At 31.8% G+C, this 12,454-nt stretch carries 13 protein-coding genes; 5 read left to right on the forward strand and 8 right to left on the reverse strand.

Annotated elements, in window-relative coordinates:
- Window position 1: 1 nt before the first annotated feature.
- The 3 genes from AC3IF2_RS01985 to AC3IF2_RS01995 are packed head-to-tail and all read right to left on the reverse strand — an operon-like array spanning window position 2 to window position 2,682.
- The gene (locus AC3IF2_RS01985; protein WP_489165334.1) at window positions 2-505 is read right to left on the reverse strand and encodes a SixA phosphatase family protein; all 504 of its coding nucleotides are present in this window, start codon (window positions 503-505) and stop codon (window positions 2-4) included.
- Between the two features lie 58 nt (window positions 506-563).
- Window positions 564-1,211 carry a pyridoxamine 5'-phosphate oxidase gene (gene pdxH / locus AC3IF2_RS01990; protein WP_489165335.1) on the reverse strand — a complete coding sequence of 216 codons (648 nt, stop codon included), beginning with the start codon at window positions 1,209-1,211 and terminating at the stop codon, window positions 564-566.
- Window positions 1,212-1,227: 16 nt separating this feature from the next.
- Complete coding sequence (locus tag AC3IF2_RS01995) at window positions 1,228-2,682, reverse strand: sodium:solute symporter (protein WP_489165336.1); 1,455 nt, start codon at window positions 2,680-2,682, stop codon at window positions 1,228-1,230.
- A gap of 69 nt (window positions 2,683-2,751) precedes the next feature.
- Between AC3IF2_RS01995 and recR the strand changes: the two genes are divergently transcribed.
- Window positions 2,752-3,369 carry a recombination mediator RecR gene (recR, locus tag AC3IF2_RS02000; RefSeq protein ID WP_489166902.1) on the forward strand — a complete coding sequence of 206 codons (618 nt, stop codon included), beginning with the start codon at window positions 2,752-2,754 and terminating at the stop codon, window positions 3,367-3,369.
- An 8-nt stretch (window positions 3,370-3,377) separates the two neighbouring features.
- On the opposite strand, the gene AC3IF2_RS02005 is transcribed toward recR, so the two are convergent.
- Window positions 3,378-4,808: an amidohydrolase family protein gene (locus AC3IF2_RS02005; protein WP_489165338.1), complete on the reverse strand. Its 1,431-nt coding sequence runs from the start codon at window positions 4,806-4,808 to the stop codon at window positions 3,378-3,380.
- A 35-nt stretch (window positions 4,809-4,843) separates the two neighbouring features.
- On the reverse strand, window positions 4,844-5,398 hold the full coding sequence (locus AC3IF2_RS02010; protein ID WP_489165339.1) for a CopD family protein: 555 nt from the start codon (window positions 5,396-5,398) through the stop codon (window positions 4,844-4,846).
- Between the two features lie 100 nt (window positions 5,399-5,498).
- Between AC3IF2_RS02010 and AC3IF2_RS02015 the strand changes: the two genes are divergently transcribed.
- Window positions 5,499-5,966 (forward strand): nuclear transport factor 2 family protein, encoded by a 468-nt coding sequence (locus AC3IF2_RS02015; RefSeq protein WP_489165340.1) that lies wholly within the window; start codon window positions 5,499-5,501, stop codon window positions 5,964-5,966.
- Window positions 5,967-5,971: 5 nt separating this feature from the next.
- Here the strand turns inward: AC3IF2_RS02015 and hemH are convergent, their stop codons facing one another.
- The 3 genes from hemH to AC3IF2_RS02030 are packed head-to-tail and all read right to left on the reverse strand — an operon-like array spanning window position 5,972 to window position 8,444.
- The gene (gene hemH, locus AC3IF2_RS02020) at window positions 5,972-7,006 is read right to left on the reverse strand and encodes a ferrochelatase (RefSeq protein ID WP_489165341.1); all 1,035 of its coding nucleotides are present in this window, start codon (window positions 7,004-7,006) and stop codon (window positions 5,972-5,974) included.
- 31 nt (window positions 7,007-7,037) lie between these two features.
- Window positions 7,038-7,556: a TrmH family RNA methyltransferase gene (locus AC3IF2_RS02025; RefSeq protein ID WP_489165342.1), complete on the reverse strand. Its 519-nt coding sequence runs from the start codon at window positions 7,554-7,556 to the stop codon at window positions 7,038-7,040.
- Window positions 7,557-8,444 (reverse strand): helix-turn-helix transcriptional regulator, encoded by an 888-nt coding sequence (locus AC3IF2_RS02030; protein ID WP_489165343.1) that lies wholly within the window; start codon window positions 8,442-8,444, stop codon window positions 7,557-7,559.
- Between the two features lie 206 nt (window positions 8,445-8,650).
- Between AC3IF2_RS02030 and hemA the strand changes: the two genes are divergently transcribed.
- The 3 genes from hemA to hemB are packed head-to-tail and all read left to right on the forward strand — an operon-like array spanning window position 8,651 to window position 12,451.
- Complete coding sequence (gene hemA / locus AC3IF2_RS02035; protein ID WP_489165344.1) at window positions 8,651-9,904, forward strand: glutamyl-tRNA reductase; 1,254 nt, start codon at window positions 8,651-8,653, stop codon at window positions 9,902-9,904.
- Window positions 9,901-11,493: a hydroxymethylbilane synthase gene (gene hemC, locus AC3IF2_RS02040; protein ID WP_489165345.1), complete on the forward strand. Its 1,593-nt coding sequence runs from the start codon at window positions 9,901-9,903 to the stop codon at window positions 11,491-11,493. The genes hemA and hemC overlap by 4 nt, the downstream gene beginning before the upstream one ends.
- Window positions 11,486-12,451, forward strand: coding sequence for a porphobilinogen synthase (hemB, locus tag AC3IF2_RS02045; RefSeq protein WP_489165346.1), 966 nt, complete (start codon window positions 11,486-11,488; stop codon window positions 12,449-12,451). The genes hemC and hemB overlap by 8 nt, the downstream gene beginning before the upstream one ends.
- The last annotated feature ends 3 nt before the right edge of the window (window positions 12,452-12,454 follow it).

Genomic DNA, 12,454 nt, shown 5'->3' on the forward strand with positions numbered 1-12,454 from the left:
TTTAGCTATTTTTTGGCGGTTTATGATGCTTCGGAAATTCAACTAAAAAAGTTTCTCCTTTTTTAAGATTTTTCCAATGCTTTATGTCAAAATTAATACCTACAACACCGCAAGTAGGCACATGAGAAATATATTTATCACCAAATTTGTTTACAAACGTGCTAATTCCATGGTCGTGACTAAAAATTATAGCCGAATTGAACCCATCATCTAACGCTTTTACTGTTTTAATTAAATAACCGTCACTAAAACTATATAACGATTTACTAATTTTTAAGTTAGCCAACGGATAGTTGAACGTATAGCTAAAAATCATAGCTGTATGTAAAGCTCTATTGGCACAACTAGACATAAAAACATCTGGTGTTTCTACTTTTTTTTCTAGTACGTTAGATACTAAATAGGCATCGTTAATCCCTCTTTTTTTTAACGGGCGATCTATATCACTTACGCCTTGGTATTCCCATGAAGATTTAGCATGGCGAACAATATAAAGTGTCTTCATTTTATGTAAGCAGAGTAGTTTGTTAGGTTTCTACTTTTCAAATATAATTGTTTATTGTTTACGGCGCTAATCGTTCTTTCTTCCAATCAAAATTTTCTTGTAATGCATAACGAATTCTATCATGCATTCTGTTAGGGCGTCCTTGCCAAAACTCAATAGATGTTGGTTTTACAAGATAACCTCCCCAATTTTCAGGACGAGGTATTTCGCTTTCGCGGAATTTATCTTCGTACTCTTTTAATTTAGAATCTAATTCATTTCTAGAAGAGACTACTTCGCTCTGGTTAGAGGCCCAAGCACCTAGTTTACTGCCGTCTGGGCGGGATTCAAAATAACCGTCAGACAAATTTTCTGAAAGCTTTTCAGCTTTTCCTTTAATAATGATCTGACGTTCTAAACCATGCCAAAAAAATGATAAGCAAACATTTTCATTTTCTGCTATTGCTTTACCTTTTTCGGAATTGTAATTGGTATAAAAAATAAATCCTTCGTAAGTAAATTTCTTTAGTAAAACCATCCGGTTTTTAGGATAACCATCTAGTCCTATTGTAGCTATGTTCATAGCATTCGCTTCAGAAACTATTTCAGATGAATCAGCAATTAGAAACCAATCTCTAAATAATTCAATAGGATTTTCAGGAGTGTTTTGTTCTAGCAAAGCATCCTTTTCGTAAGATTGTCTATAATTACTAAGATCTTTCTCCATACTGTAAAATTACTTTTTATTTTTTTCGAATAAGCCATAATCCTAGAAAAGTAATCAGTCCGTTTATTGGTAATATTTCCCAGTGGAATTTATAATCGCCAATAATACTTTCTGGTAATGAAGTTATTACTAAACTTAGTATAATAGAAAGTAAGGCGACAATCCATGCATATTTATCTTTAATTTGATGCTTTGTTAAAATACCTAACGCAAATAGACCTAATAAAGGGCCATAGGTATATGTTGCAAATTTAAACAGATTATCAACTACGTTTCCATCAAGATTATTAAATAAAATAACAACTAAAATTAATAGAATTGAAATGCCTATATGCACTTTCTTACGAAGTGGTTTTTGTTCAGCTTTTGGTTTCTTTTCAATATTTAAAAAATCAACTGAAAATGACGTTGTTAGTGACGTTAAAGCACTATCTGCGCTTGAGTAAGCAGCGGCAATTAATCCTATAATAAATGTTATTGCTAAGCCAGTGCCTAAGTCTTGATTCATAGCTATTTCTGGGAATAATAAATCAGTTCTCGACCTGCCATCTACCTCTGGAATTTGCAATCCGAATTTTTCTGAATAAATAAATAAAAGTGCCCCTAATGATAAAAAGATGAAGTTTACTACAACTAATAAAGTTGCCATAGTAATCATATTTTTTTGAGCATCTTTTTTGTTTTTGCAAGTCAGGTTTTTTTGCATCATGTCTTGATCTAAACCTGTCATGGCAATAGCGATAAATATACCGCCAATAAAGTATTTCCAGAAATATGTTGTAGTGTTTAAATCATTAAAAAAGAAAATTTTTCCTTTTCTAGAAAACTCATCTGAGTTTAAAAACTCAAAAAATGACCAATCTAATTTTTCATTTATTAAATAAATTCCAACTCCTACAGCAACAAGCATAGCTAATGTTTGCAGCGTATCTGTCCAAACAATGGTTTTTATGCCACCTCTAAATGTGTAAATCCAAATTAAAAGAATAGAAATAACCACCGTTACCCAAAAAGGAATTCCTATTTCTTCAAACACAATATATTGCATAGCCAATGCTACTAGAAATAATCTAAAAGAAGCACCTGTAACTCTTGAAAGCAAAAAGAAAAATGCCCCCGTTTTATAACTCACTTTACCAAAGCGTTGTTCTAAATATTCATAAATAGAGGTTACATTGAGTTTGTAGTAAATAGGCAGTAATACTAATGCTATTATTAAGTAGCCTACAAAAAAGCCAAAAACACCTTGCATATAAGCAAATTGCTGACCTCCAATTAAACCCGGTACTGAAATAAAGGTGACACCAGATAATGATGCGCCAATCATGCCAAAAGCAACGATGTACCAGGGCGATTGCTTTTTTGCCTTAAAAAACACTTCGTTACTATCGTCTTTACCAGTAAAAAATGAGATTAAAATTAATACACCAAAATAGGCTAAGATGAGTACTAAAATATGTATGGGCTGCATTTAAAAAAGGATGTTTTGAAACACGAAGATAGTTTTTTTAAAGAAAATCTAAATTGTACATTTGCTGCTATGGATTTTTCTTCAAAATTGCTCGAAAATGCTATAAATGAGGTGTCGCAACTACCAGGAATTGGTAAAAGAACTGCTTTGCGTTTGGTACTACATTTATTAAAACAACCCAAAGAGCAAACTAGCTATTTGGCAAGTGCTTTAGAACAGTTTAGAAATGATATAAAATTATGTAAGAATTGCCATAATATTTCTGATGTTGATCTATGTGAAATTTGTTCGAACAAGAATAGAAATGAAGAACTGATTTGTGTGGTTGAAGACATACGTGATGTAATGGCTATAGAGAGTACTGCTCAGTTTAGGGGTATGTATCATGTTTTAGGCGGAAAGATATCGCCTATAGAAGGAATAGGCCCTCAAAACTTAACTATAGAATCATTGGTAGACAAAGTGTCAAAAGGTTCAATTAAAGAGATCATCTTTGCGTTAAGCTCTACTATGGAAGGTGATACAACTAATTTTTATATTTTTCGACAAATAGAAAAATATGATGTAAAAGTGTCTACTATTGCTCGTGGCATTGCTGTTGGCGATGAATTAGAGTATGCAGATGAGGTTACTCTTGGGCGTAGTATTTTAAACAGAATACCTTTTGAGGGTAGTTTGAAGGCTTAAAAATTAAGTTATTTTTTACTTACCGTTTCTAAGATTTTATCAAGCTTTTCTCTGTCAAAATAATTTCCTTGTTTTAAAACTGCATTAATTTTCTTGGTATTATTAATGTCTTCTAGCGGATTAGCATCAAGAATAACTAAATCTGCCAACATGTTTTCGTTAATTAAACCAAGTTCTTCATCTAGATTGAAATACTTTGCAGGATTTAAAGTTGCAGTTTTTATAGCTTCTAATGGTGATAACCCTGATTTTACTAATTGATATAATTCTTCATGTAAGCTAAGCCCTGGTGTTAAATAACCAATTGGTGTATCAGTTCCTGCCATAATTTCAATCTTATTTTTATGAACTTCTCCTGTCATTTTTAACATCCATTCGGCATACAGCACTCTTTCTGGTGGAGTTTCTCTACTCTGAGATGCTTCTAACCCTTTTTGCCATTCTGTTTTAATAGGCTCTGGTATGTATTTAAAGTTTTCTTTTAATCTAGTTGATGCATATAAAGCTAATGTTGGTATTTGCCATGTATCATTTTTGGCCAACACTTGTAATACCTCTTGAGCTTTTTTCTCATCATAATTCTCAACTGCTTTCATCCTTTGAGTAGAATGAATACGAGAACGCAAAACACCCCCTGGATCATTTTTACCAGAAGCTAAAAGTTGTTTACGGGTTTCTAAAAGCTCGTTTGCATTTGATGCACAAGATAGTTCAAGATTACGCATATGCTCCATACTGTTTAAACCAGCATTTGAGGCACTAATTACATCCATGCTTAATGGAACATGTCCTGTTACTTTAAGCCCTTTCCGTTTAGCGAGTTCAGTTATTTTGGTAAATTGCTCAGGAGTAAGCATTTCATAAGCCTTTAAAAGATCTACATCTAAACTATCTAAAAAATTGATTTGTTTAATAAGATCATCAGTAGAATTCAAACCTACAGAAAGATGAGGACGTGACGGAGCTGAACCATCATAAACGTTTGGCATTCCATCTAACAGTGGGCCAGCGATCATTACTCTAGGAGTAGTTGTTGGTTTACTCAATGATTCATCTTTATATTTTTTAACATAATTTATTTGCCCACCAGTATCTCTCACTCCAGTTACTCCATAAGCCAAAAATAAATCGAACATGCTTGGTGCTAATTCTTCTATAAAAGCAAAATGTATATGCGCATCCCAAAGACCAGGAATAAGATATTTACCACTTCCATTTATAATTTTATTTTTTGGTGATAAATTAAGCTCACTTGTTGTTGCTATTTTATGAATTTTACCATTTTTAATAACTAAAGTTTGATTCTCAATTAAACCATTTTTAGCATCTATTGTTGTAATATTTTCTATACACAAAGCATTTTCAAAGAATATTTGATCTGATTTGCATCCAGATAACATTAGTATAACTAAGCTGATTGATATTATATATTTTCGCATTTTCGCTTATTTTTAATTATTAGAAATTTACTGTATTAATTCTCTTTCTCCCAACCTTTTTTACTTCTTAATTTTTTATAAAGTTTAATCCCAAGCATTAATAGAGTAGAAAATAAAACTAATCCAACTACTCCATAAATCCAGTTTACTGCGTTTTTAAGAGCTACTAAGAAAATTACAGAAAAGAGAATTATAGTTGCTACTTCATTCCAGATACGGAGTTTGTTAGACGAATATTTTACAATATCATTTTGCAATTGAGAATAGATTTTATGACAGATCAAATGATATATATATAATAATGCTACAAAACCAAGTTTTACATGCATCCAAGGCATATCTAAATATGAGGGGTTTTGATAGAGCATCCAAAAAGCAAATAAACTCGCTAATATTGCTGATGGCCAAGTTATAATAAGCCAAAGTCTTTTACTCATTAATTTATATTGTTTCTGGAGTATACTTTTATCTGGCTCAGACTTTTCTTCCGCTTCAGCATGATAAATGAATAAGCGAACTATATAAAAAAGACCTGCAAACCAGGTAATAACAAAAATTATGTGAAGCGCTTTAAGATTTAGAAAGTCCAAATGAAATTGAATTTATATATCGACAAAAATAGCAGATTAACAGTTTTGTAACATAAACTTTTAGTAATTATTTATTAATTAGCCACTTAAACTACTAATTATGAAGCCAGTTATAAAGTCAATTCTTTTTTTATGTACATTTATTTTAATTATCTCATGTACTAATACTCAGCAAGATAAAAAATCTATTATTAGCGATGACGATCGAAAAACACTTACATATCTAAAAGAAGTAGAATGGCCAAAGGCCTATAGAGAACAAGATACGCTTTTACTAGATAGGATTTTAAACGATGACTTTAAAATGATCGGAGCCGATGGTCGATGGAGAACGAGAACTGATGAAATGAATTGGATTAAAAATAACAAACCGACCTATGATTCCTTTCGATTTGAAATTAAACGCTTAGATATTTACGATAATGGAACTGCTGTGGTCTCTGGCACAGGGCATATCTTAAATGACTCTGTTAAAACGATCTATCAATCTAGCAATATCCTTATTAAAAAAGATGGCGTTTGGAAAGCAATCACTTCTCATGTTTCGGGAATAAAACAGGTTGAATGATAGTGTTACACTAAAACAGTTTTTTCTGACCATTCTTCAATCCATTGAATAACGGTATTTATCCATTCTTTATCTTCATTAACACAAGGTATGTATTTAAAGTTTTGACCACCAGCTTCAATAAACTGATGTTTTCCTTCCATGGCTATCTCTTCTAATGTCTCTAAACAATCAGCAACAAAAGATGGGTCAATTACAGCTATTTTCTTTTTCCCTTCTTCTTTTGGTAAACGTTCAAATTCAAAATCGGTATAAGGTTTTAACCACGGATCTTTTAGTAAGCGAGACTGAAATGAATTGCTGTATGTTCCTTCTTTTAAATCAAGCTCTTTTACAATAGCTTTTGTTGTTTCAAAACATTGATGCCTGTAACAAGTTCTATGCGCATTAGAAGGTGTTTCGCAGCATGTGCCATTTATTTTACAATGAGATTTGGTGGTGTCTGACTTATAAATATGCCTTTCAGGTATACCATGATAAGAAAACAGAATATGATCATAGTCATAGCCTTCGAGGTTCTTCTTTATTGTAGAACAAATAGCCTTGATATATTCTTTATCGTTGTAGAAAACAGGAAAAACGTCCATTTTAATATTTGGAAAATCAGAGCGATTTACTTCTTTAGCTTTCTCAACTACCGTTTCGTATGATGACATTGCGTAGTGTGGGTATAATGGAAGCAATAAAATTTCTTCTACGCCTTGGTCTTTTAGTTGTTGAATTCCTTTTTTAATACTCATCGAACCGTAGCGCATGCCCAAAGCTACAGGTATATCAAGTTTTTCGGCGACTTTTTTTGTAAAGCGTTCTGATATAACCACTAAAGGCGAGCCTTCTTTCCACCAAATTTTTTGATAAGCTTCAGATGTTTTTTTTGGTCGTGTTCTTAAAATAATTCCCTTTATAAGTAAAAGACGTTTCCAGTAAGGTATATCAATTACGCGCTCATCCATTAAAAATTCATCTAGATATTTACGGACATCTTTGATTTTTGTACTATCTGGTGATCCTAAATTAACTAATAATACTCCTTTTTTCATATTCATTTTTCCACGAAAATGGGAATCTATTTTAAATTAAACTTTTTATTTCGGTTAACTGATTTGTTATTTCATATAGAGAAATTGCCAAACTATGTACGACATTCATTGATGAATTCTTTCCGTACATAGGTATGGCTATGCTTTTATCTACGAGATTTATGTTTTTAATTCCGTTTCGTTCACTACCTAGTAGCAATACAATTTTTTCATGTTCTGTAAAATTATAGGATTGAATAGGAATGCTTTTATCGGTTATTTCTATACCAAGAATGGTATTTCCTTTTGCTCTTAGCCCTGAAATTAAGGCTTTAAAATCTAAATACTTTTCATATGAAATTTTCCCTAATGTATTTCTGGCGGTACGCTGAACGATTCTATTTTCTATAGATGGAGAATTTTCGTGTAAATAGATTTTTTGAACACCAAAACTATCTGCTATTCTAAAACACATCCCAATATTTTCAGGTGTTCTCAATTCATCACAGACTAAAGTAATTGGAAATTGCTGTGTGTTATTTTCTATTTCTGTATGGTGTAATTGCCTCATTTAATTATTCTGTAAAGCGCTAACATATCGCTTTGGGGTAGTGCCAAATTTCTTTTTAAAGGCCGCTATAAAATGGCTAGCTGTACTGTAGCCAACTTTATGACCAACTTCATTTACATTATGCTGGTTACTTTCTAGCAATCTACGAGCGTGTTCCATTTTGTAATCAAATAAAAAACTATAAACAGTATCTCCATAAATTTGTTTAAAACCTTCTTTGAGTTTTTTAAGGGTTAAGCCTACTTCATTTGCTAATTCTTGCAAACTAGGTGGTTCAATCATTCTGGCAATAATAATATCTTTAGCTTGTCTAATTTTTAATACATTTTGCTCATCCACTAAAAACGGACAATATTCACCAATAGAAGTTTCATCTTTTTGGAAATGTAAGCTCAATAGCTCATAAATCTTTCCCTTTATGTATAAATCTCTTATCGAGCTATTACTATTTGAATTGATGATTTGTTGTAATACTACTAAAACTGTTGGTTTTATAATAGTGTCATCATAATATTTTTTGTTTGCGTTTTCTGCTCTTAAAAAGTGAATGAACCCGGCTTCTTTTGAAAATAAAGAATGAAATTTATCAATCTTTATTAATAGAGATACTAGAGATGTTTTGGGCATAATCTCTAAATCGAGTGGAAGTTTTTGCTGTGGATTATAGAGTAAAATAGAATGCTTATCTAATACATCAAAAGTATAAGAACCATTGTTGAAATGAAACTTACAATTGCCTCGTAAACAAAAGTGTAACTGTATAAAAGTAGTATCAATATCTCGTTCAAAATGTTGAATTTTATTTGATTCATTTTGGAATTCTAAAAGATGAAAACCGTTTTCGAGGTTTACTTCATTAAATGTACTTTGTGCGACATTTTTTGACATCGATCTAATTGTTTTAAAAAACAAGCTTATTTAGAATCATTCTACATAATATATTCTGTAAGCCCTTATTTTACTGCAAAAATATACTTTTTTGTAACTTTATTAAATGAATCACATCTAAAATTCGTGAAGCGACATTAAAAGTTCTTCTAGCGTTATTTTTTTTTATACACTAATAATATTTTTGCTAACGAATTTAAAAGTACATGAAGCGTTATAACATTTCAAAACATAATTCATTTTACTGTGTTGGTTTAAGTTATAAAAAAGCAAATGCCGAAATAAGAGGTAAATTTTCTGTTAATATTCAAACAAAAAAAGAAATTCTTCTACAGGCTAAAGAATCTGGTTTAGAAGAAGTAGTAGCCATCTCTACTTGTAATAGAACAGAAATTTATGGTTTTGCCGAACATCCATTTCAATTAATTCAATTATTGTGTGATAATACAGTTGGTACGGTTGAAGAATTTCAGCAGGTTGCTTATGTGCGTAAAAATAAAGAGGCAATCAGTCACTTATTTAAAGTAGGTACTGGGCTTGATAGTCAAATTTTAGGTGATTTCGAAATTATAAGTCAACTAAAGCAAAGTTTTAAACTTTCTCAAGAATATAATTTGATCAATTCATTTTTAGAACGTTTGGTCAATGCGGTTATCCAAGCAAGCAAACGCATTAAGAATGAGACAGAAATATCTACTGGTGCCACCTCTGTTTCTTTTGCTTCTGTACAATATATTCTCAATAATGTTTCAGATATCTCCGATAAAAATATTCTTCTTTTTGGCACTGGTAAAATAGGTAGAAATACTTGTGAAAATTTAGTAAAACATACCCAGAATGATCAAATTACTTTGATTAATCGTACTAAAGATAAAGCTGAACAAATAGCAGGAAAATTTAATTTAATTGTAAAAGATTATGATCATTTGCAATTAGAAATTAGTAAAGCAGATATTTTAATTGTTGCCACTGGTGCGCAAAATCCAACTATTACTAAAGACCAAATAATAATTGATAAAGAATTATTGATCTTAGATTTATCAATTCCTAAAAATGTCTCAAATGATGTAGAAGAATTAGAAAACGTTCGTTTAATTCATTTAGATCATTTATCACAAATTACTGACGAAACTTTAGAAAGAAGAAAACTACAAGTACCAAGAGCACAAGATATTATTAATGAAGTTGAAGTTGAATTTACAGCTTGGTTAGAAACCAGAAAATTTGCACCAACCATTAAAGCTCTTAAGACTAAGTTGAAGGAAATTCAATCAGAAGAAATAAATTATCAACGTAAAAAACAGCTAGATTTTAATGAGCAACAGGCTAAATTGTTGTCAGATAGAATCATTCAAAAAATAACAAAGCACTTCGCAAATCATTTAAAAGATGATGATTCTTCTAGCGAAAGTATAGAGCTTATTTCTAAAGTTTTTCAACTAGAAGAAAGTAATTCATGAATTCCACAATCAGAATAGGAACTCGCGATAGTGAGTTAGCACTATGGCAAGCAACTACTGTTCAACAACAATTAGAATATTTAGGTTATACTACTGAACTTGTTCCTATAAAATCTACTGGTGATCTAGTTTTAGATAAACCTTTATATGAATTAGGTATTACAGGAATTTTCACCAAGAATTTAGACATTGCTTTATTGAATGAAGAAATAGATATTGCAGTTCATTCACTAAAAGATGTGCCAACAGTTTTACCTAAAGGGATTGTACAAACAGCAGTTTTAAAGCGTGGTAATAATAATGACCTGTTAGTTTTTAATAATAACGAAGAGTTCTTGGCGCAAAAAGATGCCGTAATTGCAACTGGCAGTTTACGCAGAAAGGCACAATGGTTAAATAGATACCCAACACATACAGTTGTAGACCTTCGCGGAAATGTAAATACACGTTTAGAGAAGTTAGACAGTAATGATTGGAATGGTGCCATTTTCGCTTCCGCGGGATTAGAACGTATAAACAAAAAACCAGAAAATTCTGTCCAATTAGGATGGATGGTTCCTGCACCTGCGCAAGGTGCTATTATGATTGCTGCCTTAGAAGAAAATGAATTTGCCAGAGAGGCTAGTGCTAAACTTAATGATGAGGACTCTGAAATTTGTACAACAATTGAACGAGAATTTTTAAATGTATTAGAAGGTGGTTGTACCGCACCTATTGGAGCATTGGCTTACATTAAAGAAGTTCAAGACGCCCCAAATGAAGTTCACTTTAAAGGTGTTTTATTAAGTAAAGACGGTAAAAAGAAAGTAGAGACTACTAAAAAAACAAAATTCAGAGATTGGCAAACTATTGCCAAATATTGTGCTGGTGAAATCATAGAAAGAGGAGGTAAGCGCATCATGTTAGAAGATGAAGGATTACTTCCTAAAAAGACTACTGTGTTTTCAACTAAAAAGCTTTCCGAAAGTCAAGAAAAATTATTTCACAATGATATAGCTGTAGAGAGTAGTGATTTTATAAAAATCCGTTTTAATAGATTAGCTCCAAAGCTTATTAAAGATGAGATCGAAAATGTAATTATTACTAGTAAAAATGGTGTTGAATCATTACTGACAAATTTTTCAGTAGTAGAATTACAGTTTAAGAATATCTACTGCGTAGGTAGAAGAACCAAAAGATTGATTGAGAAGAAAATAGGTGAGGTGAAGCATTCTGAGAAGAATGCACAACAACTTGCTGAATATTTATCAAAAGAAATAAAAGGGCAGGAAGTAACCTATTTTTGTAGCGATTTACGATTAGATACATTACCTAAAGTTTTAGCTGAAAACAAAATTGTTGTAAATGAAGTTGAAGCCTATAAAACAATATATAGTCCTAACAAAATGGATGATAATATTGGAGGGGTGTTGTTTTATAGTCCGTCAACTGTAGAAAGTTATATGAAGCAAAATCTACCAGATAAAGTTGCTTTTTGTATTGGTGAGAGTACGGCTAAAGAAGCCAGAAAGCATTTCGGAAATGTAGAAGTTGCCAAAGTTCCCACTGTAGAGAGTGTTATAGAACTTGTAAATCTTCATTATGTATAGAACAAGAAGACTTCGCAAAACAGAAAATATTAGAAGATTGGTTAGAGAAACCAAACTTTTCGTAGATGATTTTATCTATCCTTTGTTTATTGAAGAGGGAAAGAATATTCAAAAGGAAATTGAATCAATGCCTGGTATTAAGCGTTATTCTTTAGATACTATCTCGAAGGAATTAGATGAAGTAGTAGCTCTTAATATTCCCGCTGTATTATTATTCGGAATTCCATCAAAAAAAGATGAAGAAGGTACTGAAACGTGGAACGATAACGGAATTATTCAACAAGCAATTCGCTTTATAAAGAAAAATTATCCAAGTTTATACGTAATTACTGATGTGTGTTTTTGTGAATATACATCACATGGACATTGCGGAATTATACATGATAATGATGTAGATAATGATGCAACTTTGGTGAATATCGCGAAGCAAGTTATTTCACATGCCAAAGCAGGAGTAGATATGGTTGCTCCATCAGGAATGATGGACGGTACTATAGCCATGATTCGTGAAAGTTTAGACAATTCAGGATTTGCTAATCTGCCAATTATGGGATATTCAGTAAAGTATGCCTCTGCATTTTATGGGCCGTTTAGAGATGCAGCTGACTCTGCACCAAGTTTTGGTGATAGAAGAACATATCAAATGGATCCTTCGAACAGAGATGAAGCCTTACGTGAAGCTACGTTTGATGATGATGAAGGTGCAGACATTTTAATGGTAAAGCCAGCTTTATCGTATTTAGATATTATTCGAGATATAAAGAATAATTTTGATCGACCAATTGCATGTTATAATGTAAGTGGTGAATATGCCATGATAAAAGCTGCAGCTGAAAAAGGTTGGATAGATGGTGAAAAAGTAATGCTAGAAAGTTTGCTTTCTATGAAACGTGCAGGAGCCGATATTATCATTACCTATTTCGCTAAGGAAGCAGCAAAATTATTAGCAAAAAAATAGCAT

Source organism: Maritimimonas rapanae (assembly GCF_057837205.1).